This is a genomic window from Bradyrhizobium sp. AZCC 1719 (assembly GCF_036924525.1).
GTDB lineage: Bacteria > Pseudomonadota > Alphaproteobacteria > Rhizobiales > Xanthobacteraceae > Bradyrhizobium.
Window position 1 is genome coordinate 6,183,286 of sequence record NZ_JAZHRU010000001.1, and the last position, 16,479, is coordinate 6,199,764.

The 16,479-nt window shown below is 61.4% G+C and carries 16 protein-coding genes, 1 tRNA gene and 1 pseudogene; 7 read left to right on the forward strand and 11 right to left on the reverse strand.

What is annotated here, in order from left to right; all coding sequences use genetic code 11:
• Positions 1–52 precede the first annotated feature (52 nt).
• The 4 genes from aztC (at position 53) to V1292_RS29250 (ending at position 3,866) form a co-directional block, all read left to right on the forward strand.
• Positions 53–991, forward strand: a complete 939-nt coding sequence (gene aztC, locus V1292_RS29235; protein WP_442895636.1) for a zinc ABC transporter substrate-binding protein AztC — start codon at positions 53–55, stop codon at positions 989–991.
• Between the two features lie 51 nt (positions 992–1,042).
• Positions 1,043–2,248 (forward strand): zinc metallochaperone AztD, encoded by a 1,206-nt coding sequence (aztD, locus tag V1292_RS29240; protein WP_334376033.1) that lies wholly within the window; start codon positions 1,043–1,045, stop codon positions 2,246–2,248.
• Positions 2,249–2,378: 130 nt separating this feature from the next.
• Complete coding sequence (locus V1292_RS29245; RefSeq protein ID WP_334377202.1) at positions 2,379–3,326, forward strand: hypothetical protein; 948 nt, start codon at positions 2,379–2,381, stop codon at positions 3,324–3,326.
• 466 nt (positions 3,327–3,792) lie between these two features.
• Positions 3,793–3,866: transfer RNA gene (locus V1292_RS29250), tRNA-Gln, on the forward strand.
• A gap of 9 nt (positions 3,867–3,875) precedes the next feature.
• Here V1292_RS29250 and V1292_RS29255 read toward each other — a convergent pair.
• The 11 genes and pseudogenes from V1292_RS29255 to V1292_RS29305 form a co-directional block, all read right to left on the reverse strand.
• Positions 3,876–5,084, reverse strand: a complete 1,209-nt coding sequence (locus V1292_RS29255; protein WP_334376034.1) for a cytochrome P450 — start codon at positions 5,082–5,084, stop codon at positions 3,876–3,878.
• A 121-nt stretch (positions 5,085–5,205) separates the two neighbouring features.
• Positions 5,206–6,156 (reverse strand): catechol 2,3-dioxygenase, encoded by a 951-nt coding sequence (locus tag V1292_RS29260; RefSeq protein WP_334376035.1) that lies wholly within the window; start codon positions 6,154–6,156, stop codon positions 5,206–5,208.
• Positions 6,157–6,328: 172 nt separating this feature from the next.
• Positions 6,329–6,694, reverse strand: a complete 366-nt coding sequence (locus tag V1292_RS29265; protein ID WP_334376036.1) for a hypothetical protein — start codon at positions 6,692–6,694, stop codon at positions 6,329–6,331.
• A 74-nt stretch (positions 6,695–6,768) separates the two neighbouring features.
• Positions 6,769–7,182 (reverse strand): hypothetical protein, encoded by a 414-nt coding sequence (locus V1292_RS29270; protein ID WP_334376037.1) that lies wholly within the window; start codon positions 7,180–7,182, stop codon positions 6,769–6,771.
• A gap of 1 nt (position 7,183) precedes the next feature.
• Entirely contained in the window at positions 7,184–7,870 is a 687-nt protein-coding gene (locus tag V1292_RS29275) for a 4-carboxy-4-hydroxy-2-oxoadipate aldolase/oxaloacetate decarboxylase (protein ID WP_334376038.1), read from the reverse strand.
• On the reverse strand, positions 7,867–8,592 hold the full coding sequence (locus tag V1292_RS29280; RefSeq protein ID WP_334376039.1) for a PIG-L deacetylase family protein: 726 nt from the start codon (positions 8,590–8,592) through the stop codon (positions 7,867–7,869). Before V1292_RS29280 ends, V1292_RS29275 begins: the two co-directional genes overlap by 4 nt.
• A 55-nt stretch (positions 8,593–8,647) precedes the next feature.
• Positions 8,648–9,652, reverse strand: coding sequence for a Bug family tripartite tricarboxylate transporter substrate binding protein (locus tag V1292_RS29285; protein ID WP_334376040.1), 1,005 nt, complete (start codon positions 9,650–9,652; stop codon positions 8,648–8,650).
• 13 nt (positions 9,653–9,665) lie between these two features.
• Complete coding sequence (locus V1292_RS29290; protein WP_334376041.1) at positions 9,666–10,535, reverse strand: amidohydrolase family protein; 870 nt, start codon at positions 10,533–10,535, stop codon at positions 9,666–9,668.
• 34 nt (positions 10,536–10,569) lie between these two features.
• Positions 10,570–11,295 (reverse strand): TetR/AcrR family transcriptional regulator, encoded by a 726-nt coding sequence (locus V1292_RS29295; protein ID WP_334376042.1) that lies wholly within the window; start codon positions 11,293–11,295, stop codon positions 10,570–10,572.
• Between the two features lie 140 nt (positions 11,296–11,435).
• Entirely contained in the window at positions 11,436–12,695 is a 1,260-nt protein-coding gene (locus V1292_RS29300) for an MFS transporter (RefSeq protein ID WP_334376043.1), read from the reverse strand.
• Positions 12,696–12,855: 160 nt separating this feature from the next.
• A pseudogene (locus V1292_RS29305) lies at positions 12,856–13,056 on the reverse strand (diguanylate cyclase domain-containing protein); the annotation flags it as partial.
• 491 nt (positions 13,057–13,547) lie between these two features.
• Here V1292_RS29305 and V1292_RS29310 point away from each other — a divergent pair.
• From V1292_RS29310 to V1292_RS29320, 3 genes are all read left to right on the forward strand, one after another.
• Positions 13,548–15,311: an ATP-binding protein gene (locus V1292_RS29310; protein ID WP_334376044.1), complete on the forward strand. Its 1,764-nt coding sequence runs from the start codon at positions 13,548–13,550 to the stop codon at positions 15,309–15,311.
• Positions 15,312–15,421: 110 nt separating this feature from the next.
• Positions 15,422–16,006: a peroxidase-related enzyme gene (locus V1292_RS29315; protein WP_334376045.1), complete on the forward strand. Its 585-nt coding sequence runs from the start codon at positions 15,422–15,424 to the stop codon at positions 16,004–16,006.
• Between the two features lie 129 nt (positions 16,007–16,135).
• Positions 16,136–16,474 (forward strand): hypothetical protein, encoded by a 339-nt coding sequence (locus tag V1292_RS29320; RefSeq protein WP_334376046.1) that lies wholly within the window; start codon positions 16,136–16,138, stop codon positions 16,472–16,474.
• Positions 16,475–16,479: the final 5 nt, after the last annotated feature.

The window sequence follows — 16,479 nt, forward strand, 5'->3', positions numbered from 1 at the left end:
TTACATATTCGGCTGTAACAGTTCAGGCTGAGGCGAGCATCGGATGGACGCGATTATCAAGACGTTAAGAACGGTCGTGCTTGCGGGACTCGTCTCACTATCACCGCTTGCTGCTGGTGCCGTGTCGACCAAGAAGCTCAATGTGGTCGCCAGCTTTTCGATTATTGGTGACTTTGCACGTCATGTGGGCGGGGACCGTATCGATGTCAGGTCACTCGTCGGAGCAAACGGCGATCCCCACGTTTACGAACCCAGGCCCGCGGACGTCCGAACGATTGCTGCCGCCGACATCGTACTCGTCAATGGCCTTCAGTTCGAAGGCTTCTTGAGACGTCTTATCGAAGCGAGTGGAACAAAGGCGCCGGTTGTCGAGCTTACGAAAGGAGTCCAGCCGCTCAAGAGCACTGAGCAGGCGCACAACCGCGAGCGATCTGGCCATCACCATCACCACGGCGACTATGATCCCCATGCGTGGCAAGCGGTTCCGAATGCCCGGATCTACGTCAAAAATATCGTAGACGCGTTCTGTTCGATCGATCCACCCGGCTGCACGACGTATGAGACAAATGCCAAAGCCTATGATGCAACTCTCAGCGTGCTCGATGAAGAGATCAGAGCGACGATCGCACGCATCCCGCCCCACAAGCGCGTTGTCATCACCGCGCATGACGCATTCGGCTACTTCGCTCACGAATACGGTTTGACATTTCTCGCGCCAGAAGGCGTTTCAACAGACGCCGAGGCCCCAGCGTCCGACATCGCCAGTCTCATCCGGCAAATCAAACGGGACAAGATCGCCGCGATCTTCGTGGAGAACATCACCGATCCCCGTCTCGTGCAGCGAATTGCCGCGGAAACGGGGTCGAAGGTCGGCGGAGAGCTCTACTCCGATGCTCTGTCCCGCCCCGACGGGCCGGCGGCCACCTACGTTGACATGATGAAGCACAACGCCTCGACAATCCGGAAGGCCATCGCGCCTGATGTCCCCTGATCGAACGCGTCTTATTCGGAATGCGAACGCTGCTTTGAGAGGAAAGATCCGATGACCAGAGTTCAATCCGGTACCATCGTTGTCCTTCTGGCCACAATCGCCCTCAACTGCGCTGCTTTGGCTGGCGAGAAGACGGCGTGGCGCCTGTTCGTCTCCGACCATTCCGAGCCAATTGTGAATGTCATCGATCTCCTCAAGCAGGAGAAGATCGAAACCTATGCAACCAAAGCGCCAGCTCGTCTCTACCGCAGCAAGACCGGACGGACGGTCCTTGCCGTGCAGAGAGGTGCGGACGTGGTCACAGCGATTGATAGTGGCATATCATTTGACGATCATGGCGATCACGGCGACATCAAAGTCAAGGCGCCGCGATTGCTTGGCCTTGAGATCGCGGGCAAGCAGCCATCGCACGTGGTCGAGTATGGTGGTGAGATCGCGATCTTCTTCGACGGCGAGGGCCGCGCTCGAATCGCATCCGAAAGGATGATCCTGGAATCGAAGTCTGTTCTGCGCGAAACCGCACCGGGGATGCCTCACCATGGGGTAGCGGTTGCGAGTGATCGCTACACGCTCCTTTCCGAGCCTAACGTCAAGAACTCAGATGCATTGCCCATTGGCATTAAGATCGTCGACAAGTCCGGTGCGCAAATCGGCGGCGTTCATTCGTGCCCGGACCTGCACGGCGAAGCAACATCAGGAAACGTCCTTGTTTTCAGCTGCGCTACCGGACTTCTCGTTGCCAGCATGGATGGGTCCGCGCCGCAGGTTAAGCACCTTCCCTACGCCGCCGCGCTGCCAAGCGGCAAGACGACCACCATGCTTGGCGGACGAGGCTTGCAATACTTCCTTGGCAATTACGGGGCGGACAAGGTCGTTCTGATGGAGCCGACTGAAGCGGAGCCGTTTCGCCTCGTGACATTGCCAATGCGGCGGGTGGATTTTTCCGTGGATCCAGTCCGAGCAAAATTCGCGTACATCTTTACCGAGGATGGACGCTTGCACCGATTGGACGTTATCGCCGGAAAGCTCGACGGATCGCTACGAGTGACCGAGCCCTATTCCATGGATGGTCATTGGAATGATCCGCGACCGCGGCTGGCAGTCGCTGGTGACAAGATCGCTGTGACTGATCCGGCAAGAGGCGTCGTTTCGCTCGTCGACGCAATGAGCCTCACCAAGGCCGGTGAAATCCGCCTCGGCGGGACACCCTTCAACATTGTTGCGGTCGGCGGGTCAGGTCAGACTCATGACGATTAGCAGCTGATCTGAACCAACGCGGCCTTTGCAGAGCGTGGCGACATCCGAGCCGAGTGCAAGATACGTGGACAAGAGAGCTGTTGCGTTGCAGTCAAGAGTGCACCTTCTGAACATTGTCGGCCTCGTCAGCATGACTGTCTTGTCCAGTTCGGACCCAGCTTTTGCGGTGAGCCAGTCATCGGCCGTGCCGGCCTGGTTGCAACCCCATGTCGGCGACAGCGAAGGTCAAATCGCACCCGTGGTCTTGGAGAGAGCTCGCGCGCTCTACCTGAAAAAGGTGCGTGCAGGCACAGTCAGAAATCCCTGTTACTTCGCCATGGACGCTACGCGGCCCAACTATGCAAGTGAAGGCAATTTGGGGCGCCGGTTCTACATTATCTGCGAGGCCGACGGGTCGTTTCGCGCAGTTTCAGCAGGTCATGGCAGCGGTCGCGATCTGAAAGGCATCGCGGATACTGCAAATGGGAAGCGGTGCGCGAAGAACTTCGGCAATGCGATCGATTCCAACCTGACAGCCGGTGGCGCCTATGTGACAGCCGAGACGAAGACTTCCGTCAAAGGCTATTACCGCGCTTCAGCAAAGCAAGACGCGATCCTCATACGCTCGTTCGTTCAGTTTGACGGTGAAGGTGAGACCGCGAATGCCAGAGAGCGCGCGATCGGTGGACACGCGGCCGTATCACTAAAGGGAGTATGTCTTCGAAGGAATCCGCGCAGCCCCTACGCAAGTCATGACGGTTACGTTCCATTTGGAACACTGGTCGATTACTCTGCAGGCCGCAGCAATGGTTGCACCAGTTGGTCGCCATCAGACGCCGAGCAAGTCATCGCGTTGATGAAAGACAATCCCAGCACGGTCTACATTTATCCTGAATCACACGACATCGACGCCATCGCGCAGGCGGTTGCGGCTGACGAGTTGCCATCGCGCCGAGGGCTATACTGGAACCGATCCTGCTTGAAAGAAATCAGGTCACCGAAATTTTGGTCAAGATCGGCTCTCGAGCCGATCCTTGCTCAGTACAAGAAGGATCATCCGGTGCCGCCGACGCCGGCACCGATTTGTAAGGAGCCGTGAAATCGGCGACAAAGGTGTGGACCTTTGGACCTGGGCGACATCGAGTTGGATCGCTTCTGCCCACCCGCCGCTGTCAGAACTTGAAGGACGCTTCGAGTTCGAGAAGCGCCGCCCATGAACTGTCGGAGAGCGCGACCACCAATCGATGGAAATCGTGGGAAATCGTAGTTTGGCGTAGAAGATCGAGGCCGTGGTAGCGGGGGGAGCGACTCGAACCACCGACCGGAGCAATTTTCGTTCTCTTAGCCAAGCCGCGCTGACGCTTAATCAGAGTCAGCTAATGGAAAGAACAATGCTATGTCCGAGGATAACGCAGCAAAGCCTACGAAAACCGCTAGATGCAGGCTGTTTCGAGGGCGATTCAACAAGGGCTGGACCGAAACCACCGGTGCAGTTATATGATCGGGACCATTTGCGAAGCATTTGCAAAAGTTTCAACAAGAAACGATGTAATATCAATGGTTTATGGGGAATGGTGTAACGGTAGCACAACAGACTCTGACTCTGTTTGTCTAGGTTCGAATCCTAGTTCCCCAGCCAACCGCGCTCTCACCCGGCAGCCACCACCGGCAACTCCGCAATCATGCGAATGCCCGGCCGTTTCCGCCAATGAATCTGCGCGGGTTCAACCGCCAGCTTCAGCCTCGGCCAGCGCGTGAACAGCGCCTGCAGCGCGCACATTCCTTCGATCCGCGCAAGCTGGTGGCCGAGGCAGAAATGTATTCCCGTCCCGAACGCGAGATGCCGGTTTGGCCGCCGCTCGAGATCGAGGCGTTCGGGGCCATCGTTCGCCTGCGGGTCGAGATTGGCCGCGACGACCATCGCCATCACCCGATCACCCTTCTTCAATTTCACGCCGTCCACATCGACGTCATGGCGCACATAGCGCGGCTTTGAAAATTGCACCGGCGAGACGAAGCGCAAAAATTCTTCCACCGCAAGGCCAGCGCGGCTCCAATCCGCCGCCAGCCAATCACGCCGCGCAGGATCTTTCAGCAATTCGAACACCGATCCGCTGATCAGATGGGTGGTGGTCTCGGAGCCCGCCCCCAGCAAGAGAAACACCATCGAGACCATTTCGTCCGGCGTGATCCGCCCGCCTTCCTTCTCGACCCGCACAAGCTCGGCAATCAATCCTTCGCCGCCCTGTTCCCGGGCGACCTGCAGACGCACTTTCAGATAGCGCCGCATCTTCATCATTCCGCCGATCAACCGCAGAAGGCCGAACGCGTTGGTGAGATTCGCGATTGAATTGGCCCAGGCGATGAATTTCGGCCGGTCGGCCGACGGCAGGCCGAGTAGTTCGCAGATCACCGCAAGCGGCAACATCCGCGCATAACGCTGCACCAGATCGGCGGGACTTCCCGCCGCAAACAATTCATCGGCGAGGCGATCGGCGATGGCGCGGATGTGTGGTTCCATGTCCATCACGGCTCGGCGACGGAACGCTTCGTCGACAATGTCGCGCAGCCGCGTGTGATCCGGCTCGTCCATTGTGAGCATGTTGTTGGCGAGTGCCCCGATTAACTTCGGCATCCACCAGGGCAAGCCGACGAGCGAGCCACCCTCCTTGCGCAGCGTGAAGGTCCTGCTGTCCTTCAGCACGCGCGCCGCCGCCTCATAGGTCGTGGTGACCCAGAGCCGGCCAAGAATGGGAAACTTTGTTGCTACCACAGGGCCGACGGCGCGCAGTTGCGCGACGCCCGCCTGTGGGTCACGCAAAAAAGCCTCGCTGGTGAAATCCACAAGCTCTGCCATCGACCACCCACGACGTCATTCGCACGTTCGCATCAAGATGGTGCGCAGCATCGCGGGCGCAAGGCCGGTCATCTTCCCCATTCTTTAGACGTCCGCTGACCGAGGGCGGGCAAACGTCGCCTCACACCGGCGGCGTGCCGTGGGTGTGAAACGACTCGATCGTCTTCAGCCCCCAGGCCTGCCCCTTCTTGCGTTCCTCCTCGGTCCAGACGATCGGCTTCCAGTCGGGCGCGAGAATGAGCCGGGCCCCGGCATTGGCGACTTCGACGCGGTTGCCGCCGGGCTCGTAGACGTAGAGAAAGAAGGTCTGCTGGATCGCGTGCTTGTGCGGACCGGTCTCGATGTGCACGCCGTTCTCGAGAAAGATATCGGCGGCGCGCAAAATCTCCTCGCGGCTGTCGAGCGCGTAAGTGACGTGGTGGAAGCGGCCGGCCTTGCCGTAGTGGTCGCGGGTATAGGCGAAGTCGTAGCTCTTGTTCGACATCGTCATCCACATCGCGGCTTCCGTTCCGTCGTTCAGCACGATCTGTTCGGTGGTGCGCAAGCCCAGATAGTTTTCGAAGAAGAGCCGGTTCGCCTTGATGTCGACGGCGAGGCAATTGAGGTGATCGAGCCGGCGAACATTGACGCCGCGCGCCGGAAAGCGTTGCGCCTGGTTCTTCAACGCCGGCTTGAGTTCGGGCGGCGCCTGATACCATTCGGTTTCGTAGTAGAGCTCGACGATATGGCCGTCGGGATCGCGACAGCGGAACGTCGGCCCCTGTCCCATATCGCCATTGATCCAGCCGATGTCGAAGCCAGAGCCTTTCAGCGCGGCGACGCGACGCTCCAGCGCCTGCGGGCTGCGCGCGCGCAACGCCATGTGCTCCATTCCGGCAGTTTTCGAGGCCGTCAGCTTCAGCGAATACCGCTCGTAATCGTCCCAGCCGCGCAGGTAGACCGACTCGCCCTTCCGGCCGCTGATCGTCATGCCCATGACGTCGACGAAGAATTTCAGGCTCTCGTCCGGCTTCGGCGTCAGCAATTCCATGTGGCCGAGATGGGCGAGATCGAAGATCGGCTCGGGGGTCATGTCGGTTCTCCTGATCGAGTTCGTTATACCCCGCCACCGGGTCTCGCCTTCGGCGAGCCCGATGACAGGCTCCAGCGCGGTATCCAGTACGCCGTGCTGTCGCGAACAAATCCGAAGCGACGCGGCGTACTGGATCATCCGCCTTCGCGGATGATGACAGCTGTGCGGGTGGCTACCAGAGCGCCCGCGTTACATCGTCGAACAACTCCTCCACCGCTAGCGCACCCGGAATGAGTTTTTGCTGCGCGGAGTAATCGATAATCAGTTGCAGCGAACGCTGCATCTCGTCCCGGCTGAAGCGCGGCGCTGCTGGCGAAGCGGTCGCGGACTCGGCAAGCAGCCGATGCACCTCCCGCACAGCATCCGGATGTTCCTCCGACAATCTCCGGCTCACCACCACCATATGATTGATCGGCACCACCCCGTGCTTCCCAAACCAAGCCTTCTCTTCAGCAGCGGCATCGGCAAACAGCGGCTTCAAATCCGGATGATCCGATTTTTCGCCGAGCACCGCATCGAGTTCGCCGTCGATCAGCATCTGGACAATCTGCTTGCCCGCAGGCGCCCGTCTGGTCGTATCGACGAATTCGGCGACATGGGCCTCCTCGAACGTCACCCACTCGATCGAATCGAGATCGACGCCATAGTCATTGGCAAGGATGCCGCGTAGCCATGCGCCGGTCGTCGTGGTGAAGGAACGAATACCAACGCGCTTGCCCTTGAGGTCGCGTGGCGTAATCTTGCCCGCGCCTTTGCATTGTAAAGCGCATGCCCATGCTGAAAGCGGGCCAATACGACATCGGGCAGCAGCACCATCGGCTTGCCGAACGATTTTGCCATTAGATAAGTGACGATCGCCATCTCCGAGACGTCGAACGCCCCCTCGCGGACCATCGGCTTAAAACCCTTGTTGGTCGGCGAATACGGCGCGAAATCGAACTCGACCAGATCCGATCTGATCGATCCATTCTTGAGCGCGGTCGTGCCGGGATGGTCGCCAAGCAAGGTGCGCAGGTGCATCGACACCTCAGTCCTCCTCCAGCTCGTCGACATAGATCAGCCCCGCCTTCGCCAGCGGCTCGCGCATCTTGTACATATCAAGCCCGAGCACGCCCGCGGCGAGTTGCTTGCGCTTGCCGTCTTCGTCGGCGACGCGCTTCTCGCCCTTGGCGACGACATCGGCGGCGTCCTTGCGTCCGATCACCACGACGCCATCGTCATCGGCAACAACCACATCGCCCGGCTTCACATTGATACCGGCGCAAACCACGGGAACGTTGACGGCGCCGAGCGTCGCCTTCACGGTCCCCTTGGCCGAGATCGCCTTCGACCACACCGGGAAACCCATTTCGCGAAGCGATTTGGCGTCGCGAACGCCGGCATCGATGACGAGGCCTCTTACGCCGCGCGCCATCAATGAGGTCGCCAGCAGATCGCCGAACATGCCGTCGGTATTATCCGTCGTGCAGCCGACCACCAGAATATCGCCGGGCCGGCACTGCTCGACCGCAACATGGATCATCCAGTTGTCGCCGGGCTGCGCCAGCACGGCGGTGCCTGATGTCTCAGCCCCGCTCCAGACCGGGCGCAGATAGGGCTTCATCAGGCCGAAACGGCCATAGGCCTCATGCGCGGTGGCAACGCCGAGCGCGCCGAGCCGTTTCACGAGCTCGGGCTCTGTGCGCTTGATATTGCGGACGACGACCGTCTTCATGCCAGTTCCTCCATCGCCATCGGGAACAACCGCTGATAGGCCTCGCCATACGTCATTGGCTTGCCGGTGTTGCGGCCACCCTGCACGCCCCGCTGCAGCGCGACCCGCTCGTAATAGGCCCAAAGATGCTTCTGGGCCGCGAGAATTTCGAATGTCTTGCGCTTGATATCCCAGACCTCGTCGATGTTGAGGATCACCTGCGGCTTGAAATTGCACATCTCCGGCTGATGCGGCTCGAACAGGAACACCGGCGGCGCCGCATAGGTGTATTTCGCGCCGGGTTTGTGGCCCATCGCCTGCGCGACCACGCGGGTTTCCTGCGCGAAGTGCGCCGCGTTCGGATGATCAAAGTTGTAGGGATCCTCCAGCGCATGGGTGAGCACGAAGGACGGATTGAGCTCGCGGTAGATATCGACCATGCGGTCGAAATGCGCCTCCGTCAGCCGCAGCGGATAATCTCCCGCGTCGAAGAACTCGATTTCCGCGCCCAGCATCTCCGCTGCGCGCTGCGCCTCGTCGCGCCTTCCGGCCTTCACCTTCTCCATCGTCGCGCCGGATTCTTTCCAGGCGAACTGGCTTTCGCCGCGCTCGCCGAACGAGAGGCAGGCAATCTTGATGCGATAGCCCTTCTTGGCGTGCAGCGCGATCGCGCCGCCCGCGCGCCAGACGAAATCGCCGGGATGCGCCGTAACGACAAGGCCCGTTTTTCCAGCATTGCTCATGATCGGGATTTCCTCCTTCGATTGTTGCACGTTGCCGGCCGCACCGGCAGCATGACTACTGTTTGGCAATTCCTGCCCGCTCGATCACATCAGCCCACTTGTCGATATCGGCCTTGAGCCGTTCCTGGATTTCCTCGGGCGAGCTGGCCTTGGCCTCGATGCCGAGATCGAGCGCGCGCTTCTTCAAGTCGGGCATTTCGAGCACTTCGCGCAGCGCGGCGTTGAGCGTCCTGATCACCTCCGGCGGCGTGCCCTTCGGCGCAAAGATCGCGTTCCAGGACCGCGCCTCGAAATCCCCGCCGCCGGCTTCCTTCACCGTCGGCACGTCAGGCAGGAACGTGGTGCGCAAGGGCCCTGAAGACGACACGGCAATCGCCGCCTTGTCGGCAATATGCGATCGCACCGCGCTGTAGTTTTCGATCGCCATCTGGATATCGCCACGCAACAGCGCGATCAGCACCTCGGGCGAACTGCGGAACGGCACGATCGTAACATCGACGCCGGCGGTCGATTTGAACAATTGCGCGGCGAGGTTCTGGGTCGATCCGACATTGATGGTGCCGACATTGAGCGCGCCGGGCTTTTGCTTCACTGCCTTGATGAAGTCAGCCAGCGTCGGATACGGCGAGCCAGCCTGGGTGACGAAGATGAAGTCGAAATAGCCCATGCTCGAAACCGGCACGAAATCGGTCACCGGGTTGAACGTCAGGTTCTTGAACAGCGATACGGAAATCGCGGTGCCGTTGCTGAACAGCGCCAGCGTATGGCCGTCCGCGGGCGCGGACAGCACAGCGCGTGCCGCATTGATGCCTCCGGCGCCCGGCATGTTCTCGATGACGAAGCGCTGGCCGAGCTTCTCGCCGAGTTTTTCGGTAACGAGCCGCGCCGTGACGTCGGCGACGCCGCCCGCGCCGAACGGCAGGATCAGCCGGACCGGTCGGTTCGGATAGCTTTGCGCGTGGGCGATTTGCGGCAGCAACAGCGCTGCCGCCAGTGCGGCCATGCCGGCGATCAACGCGCGGCGTCGACTCAGGCTATGCTGCTTTCGTTTGTTCGCCATCGCACGCGCTCCTTCAAAACTCGAACAGCCGCGCCGGATTATCGACCAGAATCTTCTGCTGCAGTTCCGGTTCCGGTGCAAACAGCGGAATGAGATCGACCAGATCGCCATCGTTGGGCATCACCTTCACATTGGGATGCGGCCAGTCGGTTCCCCAGATCACGCGGTCCGGCGCCGTCTCGACGATGCGGCGCGCGAACGGCACCGCGTCGTGAAATGGCGGCCCGCCGGAGGACACCCGCTCGCAACCGCACACCTTCACCCAGCATTTCTCGTCACGCTTCATCAGGTCGATTAGCGTCCGGAACGGAAGCTGGTCGAGACCGTCGGATGCCTTGACGCGCCCCATGTGATCGATGGTGTAACGCACCGGCAATTTTGCCAGCATCTCGGCATATTCGGGCAAGTCGATCGCGTCGAAATGCAGGTCGATGTGCCAGCCGAGCGGCGCGACCATCGCGACGATACGGTGGAACGCCGCCATGTCGGGCACCCCGCCGAGATGGCGCACGAAGTTGAAGCGGCAGCCGCGGAAACCTCCCTCGTGCAGCTCGCGAAGGCCGCGCTCGGTGATGGTATCGTCGATATTGGCGACAGCGCGAAAGGTCCCGTTGCTGACGGCAATGGCGTCGAGCGCCACGCGATTGTCTGTGCCGTGCACGCTGGCATTGACGATGACGGCGCGGCCGATCCCGAGCTTCCTGTGCAGCGCCCGGAAATCCTCGAGCGGCGCGTCCGGCGGCGTATAGGGCCGTCCGGGCGCGTAAGGGTATTTGTCGCCGGGGCCGAAGATATGGGTGTGCGCGTCACACGCCAGCGCCGGAAGCTTGAATTTTGGCGTTCGCGTGTTGGGATCGGGTCCGGGAATTGTGGGCTTGTTCATGATGCCTTCTGCAGTGCTCGGTTCGGGCAGGTACTTAGTCGGGTGAATTTTCCTTCCGCTTTCGAGCGGTACCCACCGCGTACGGTTGTATTGACTTGGTCCGGCGTGACGCGCCGTCGATGTAATTGATGTCGGATGCCTGCAGTGAGGCGACGGTCGCCGAGACGATTTGCTCGATCGCTTCCGCCATATCGGCGCCGTCGGCTTCGCCGCGGGACAGCCGCGTCACCCGCTCCGGATTGACGAGGGTGTAATAGAGCGCGCCGAGCAGGAACTGCGACCGCCAGACGATCGTCGTGCGCGGCAGATGCGGCAGGCTTTCCGCGATGGCATCGATGAATGCGTTGGTGGTGTCGTCGAAGATCTCCGCGATGATGCGCCCTACCACCGCGTTGCCTTCGGCCGACATCACCGCGCGCAGCCGCGTGAATCGTGCCCCGCCACCGGCAAGATCGCTGCTCGACGAAAACGCCGGCTGCACATAGGCGCGCACGATCGCTTCCAGCCGGTCCTGAATGTCGCGCACGCGCCTTGCCGCCACCAGCAGTTCGATGCGGCGCTTGTTCATGGGGCCGCAATGGCGCTTGTAGATTTCGAGCAGCAGCCCGTCCTTGCTCTTGAAGTGATAGGTGATGCTGCCGGGATTGGCGCCCGCCTCCAGCGCAATGTCGCGGATCGACACGGCATTGAAACCGCGCGTCGAGAACAACAGCTCCGCCGCGCTCAGGATGGCTTCCCGCATGTTGGGGTTTCGCGTCATGGCATTTGCTTTCTGCTCTCGAGTTTTGTACATTTGTACAAAATATCAGGTCTAGTCAACAAACGCCTAGGTGGGCGAGCAAACCACCGCGATAGACCGAAGGTGCAGTGAGATCGTCGAGCCGGCGTTGCGCGGTCAGATCATCGCGCATTCGCCGGTGCATGCACGTGCCAGAGATCGGCGCGCCAGTGCAGCACGATCGCCAGCATCAGCGCGAGACCGGCCGCCGCATAGACTGTGCCGGTCGCGGCAAATCCGATCTCGTCGATCAGGCTGCCGGCGGCCAACAGGCCGATCGGCAGGCCGTAGATCACCATCATGCGTACGCCCATCACCCGGCCGCGGAAATTCTCGCTCGCGGTCCGCATCAGGATGACGGCGATCGAGATCATGGCGAGGCTTTGCGAAAAGCCCGCCACCACCAGGCACACGATCGCGGTCGGCACCGTCTGCATCTGCACAAACACCAGCAGGGTCGCGTACCAGACGACGGTCGCGCCGATCATCAGCCGCGCCACCCGGATATCGCGGATCAGGCTCAACACGATCGAACCGGCCAGCGAGCCGATCGCAAAGCTCGCCGACAGATAGCCAAGCCCGGTCTGGTTGGTGCCGTAGATCGCCTTGGCGATATAGGGCAGCAGGCCGTTGGAGAGCGGATAGGCCGTCAAATTGGCCAGAAATGCCACCCAGAGCGCGGCCTGCATCCGCGGCGTGGTCCAGACATAGGCGACCCCCTCCTTGAGATCGCGCAGCGGCGAGCGCTGCAACGCCTCGCTGGCAGCCTCGCCCGCGAGTTGCGGCTTTGCCGGCGCCACGATGCACAGTGTCAGCGCGGTTGCGGTGAGATAGAGACAAACGATCGCCACATAGGCCGGGCCCATGCCGAGCGCGGCAAACAAGCCGGCACCGCTCAGCGCGCCGGCGATGCGCGCGGTATCCATCGTGGTGCGCGAGATACTGATCGCCCCGATCAATTGGCCATGCGGCATGATGGTCGCAACCAACGCGCCACGCACGCCAAGGTCCGATGGGCGGACGATGCCCATGACGGCGGCGACGATGAAGACATAAAGCGGCGCGAGGTGGCCGGACAGCGCCAACGCCATCAGCACCGCGGCCAGCACCGCGTAGGTCGCGCGCATCATGCCTAAGAGATCGCGGTGACCGATCCGGTCGCCGACGACGCCGAATATCGGCGCAACCAGCGTACCGACATAGCCGAGCGAGGCGAACACGGTGAGCAGCAGGACCGAGCCGGTCTCGACCAGCACGTACCAGCCGAGAATAATCAACTCCATCTCGAACGCCCAGGAGGTGAGCAGATCGGCCGGCCACTGAAAACGGTAGTTCCTGACGCGGAATGGTGCGAGCGCGGAAGATCGCGCGGGCTCGCTCAAGATGCGTTGTCGCGAGTCATCGCGGTCCACCCTGCCCTGCTTCTTGTTTTTCGTTCTCCGTCGATAGCAAGCTGTGCCCAGCGTTTCAAGCAGCAGACATCGCTCTGCCGGTATGCGTTAGCAACAGCCGTCTCACCTCCGCGGCCGATATCGCGGGGCTGACGGCAAACTCATCGCCGCCAAGCCGGGCCGCCACGTCGGTTTCCCTCAAGCAACCGCGCAGGCGATCGGCGACGCCTTTGAGCAATTCATCGCCGATCGGATGGCCGAGCGCGTCGTTGACGCTCTTGAACTCGTCGATGTCGATATAGAGCACCGCCAATTGCTCGCCCGGCCGGATCGCTGCAAGCGAATGTTCCAGCCCCGCCAGGCAATTTCTGGTCGCTTTCGATGCTCACCCGAGATGCTTCTCCGCGCGAAATCGCCAATCCGCGGGCGGTTGGCGATCGGTCATGCAGACGCAAGCCGGAATCCCGTTTTCCCGCCCAGCGATATTGGTACGAAGGACAATGGAAGGCGCGTTACAACTTGCGGTTAGCAATCGGTTACGTCGATACACGGGCTGGCTCCAATCACCATCGCCACTAACAGGTTATCGAGAGGTGACCCTTGGCTGGTCCTCTCCTTCGAAATGGTAAACGAAAGATTAATTCGCAGCAGAGCTCGCGCGACCCAACAAATGCGAGAAAACCCTGATTTTCCAAGCCTAACTCGCAATCGGAGCGTGAGATCGGACTCCGCTGCAAATACGGATCCTGACCGGGATGCCGCTGATTTAGCTGATACGGAACCACGCCGGTTTAACCGTTTCGCTAGTCGGGGCCGCCCATAATGCAGGCCAGACCCCAATTCATGAGATCCAGGTTCAACACCGTGACATCCTTCGGACGTGTGATTTCCGTGCGCGGCTCCCTCGCCCGGGTCGGACTTCTGGCGACAGGCCAGATGCCCCTTTCCGAAGTGCGCGCCACCGTCGGCCGCTTCATCAGTATTCGCTGTGCGACATCCACCACCATCATCGCCATGCTTACCGAGGTGTCGTGCGAGAATCAGCCAAGTTCTGATGAATACATCGCGACCGCATCGGTCGACCTGCTCGGCGAAATTTTCGGCGGCGACCGCCCGAAATTCCAACGCGGCGTCACCAATTATCCGACGATCGGCGACGCCGTCGACATCGTCACCGCCCAGGACCTTCGCACCGTCTATGCACCGAGCGGGTCGGACCAGATCAATGTCGGCACCCTGCAGCAGGACCGCTCGGTGATCGCCTATGTCGACGTCGAGGAAATGCTCTCCAAGCACTTCGCGGTCCTCGGCTCCACCGGCGTCGGCAAATCGACCAGCGTGTCGCTGCTGCTCAACGAGATTCTGAAGGCGCGGCCGAACCTGCGGGTTTTCCTGCTCGACGTGCACAACGAATATGGCCGCTGCTTCGGCGATCGCGCGGTCGTAATGAACCCGCGCAATTTGAAACTGCCGTTCTGGCTGTTCAATTTCGAAGAGATCGTCGACGTGCTGTTCGGCGGCCGCCCGGGCGTGCCGGAAGAGCTCGACGTCCTCGCCGAAGTCATTCCGATGGCGAAGGGCATCTATACCCAGTATCAGAACTCCGATCGGCTCGGGCTCAAGCGCATGGATCCCAAGTCGGGCGTCTACACCGTCGATACGCCGGTGCCGTATCGCCTCGTCGACCTGATCTCGCTGATCGACGAGCGGATGGGCAAGCTGGAGAACCGCTCCTCGCGCATCATCTATCACAAGCTGATTTCGCGCATCGAGACCGTGCGCAACGATCCGCGCTACGCCTTCATGTTTGACAACGCCAATGTCGGCGGCGACACCATGGCGGAAGTCATCAGCCATCTGTTCCGGCTGCCTGCCAACGGCCGGCCGATGACCATCATGCAGCTCGCCGGCTTCCCCGCCGAAGTTGTCGATTCCGTGGTGTCGGTGCTGTGCCGCATGGCTTTCGATTTCGGCCTGTGGAGCGACGGCGTGTCGCCGCTGCTGTTCGTCTGCGAAGAGGCGCACCGTTACGCCTCGGCCGACCGCAACATCGGCTTCGGGCCGACGCGCAAGGCGGTGTCGCGCATCGCCAAGGAGGGGCGCAAATACGGCGTCTATCTCGGCCTCGTCACCCAGCGTCCGGCCGAACTCGACGCCACCATCATTTCCCAGTGCAACACGCTGTTTGCGATGCGCCTTGCCAACGACCGCGACCAGGCGCTGCTGCGCTCGGCGGTCTCGGACGCCGCAGCCAACTTGCTGTCGTTCGTGCCCTCGCTCGGCACCCGCGAGGTGCTGGCCTTCGGCGAAGGCGTGGCGCTGCCGACGCGGCTGCGCTTCAAGGAGGTTCCGGTGCATCAATTGCCGCGCAGCGAGGCGACCATCGCGACCGTGCCGTCGGTTTCCGCCGGCCATGACATGCATTTCGTCTCGGCCGTGCTGGATCGCTGGCGCGGCGCCACCTCGCACCGGGACGTGCCGAACGATCCCTCGATCAACGATCGCCCTGCCGCCCGCGTCATGACGCCGGTCGAAGCGCCGATGCTGCAGCCCTCGATGGGGCTCGATCCCGACCGCTTCTCGCTGCTGAAAAAGCCGCTGCGCTGAGACATAACAGTTTCGCGCGATTGCTCCGCGCGGGGCGGTGTCCACTGCCCCCGAAAACGCGATATGGTTCCGGCAACGCCGCATCCCGCGGCCTTAGCCGGAACCCTTTTATGTCCAAGCCTGCCGCCAAACGATTTCAGCCGCCCGCCATCGACAAGCTTCCGGAGGACATCCGCACGCGAATTCTCGCAGTGCAGGAGAAGTCCGGCTTCGTGCCGAACGTGTTCCTGACGCTGGCCTACCGGCCCGACGAATTTCGCGCCTTCTTTGCCTATCACGACGCGTTGATGGAGAAAGACGGCGGGCTGACCAAGGCCGAGCGCGAGATGATCGTGGTGGCGACGTCGGCCGCCAACCAATGCCATTACTGCGTGATTGCCCACGGCGCGATCCTGCGCGTCCGGGCGAAAAACCCCGTGATCGCTGACCAGATCGCGGTCAACTATCGGAAGGCCGACATCACGCTGCGGCAGCGCGCCATGCTCGACTTCGCCATGAAGGTGAGCCGGGCGGCGAACGAGGTCTCCGAGGCCGATTTTGCCGAGGTCGCCAGCCACGGTTTTTCCGAGGACGACATCTGGGACATCGCGGCCATTTCGGCCTTCTTCGCGCTGTCGAACCGGCTGGCCAACGTCACCGCGATGCGCCCGAACGACGAGTTCTATATGATGGGGCGGCTGCCGAAGCAGGGCTGAGCCCGGCGTCGTTACGGTTCCATCAGACGTTGCGGAGATGGATGGCTGTCCTGCGGTTTGCAAGATTTCATGTTGGAAGCGCTGCCGCCGTGCTAAAAAGACAGCAGGATTTTTCGTCGGACGAGCGCAGTGAAAACCCAGCGGCCCATTACCACGGACGATGAGCACGTGGTGCTCAAGTTCCGGCCGCGTACCTCGGCCCACCCACCGGGCGGGCGGGAAGAACCTAGCCAGGTCAAGGGGCCGCAAACCGCGAACGATCTGTCCCGCTACGAACGGTCGCGCGACGAGGGCGACGACTTCCGTCACCGCATGCTCGCCAACATCGCAGCGCTCGCCTTCACCGTCGCCCTGACCGCGATCGGCATCTGGCTTGCGGTAAGCATCGCCGATCTCCGCAAGACCCAGGATTGCGTCCTGATGGGCCGCCGCGACTGCGCAAGGATTTCGGTGGCGCCGCAGGGGTAGCCTCC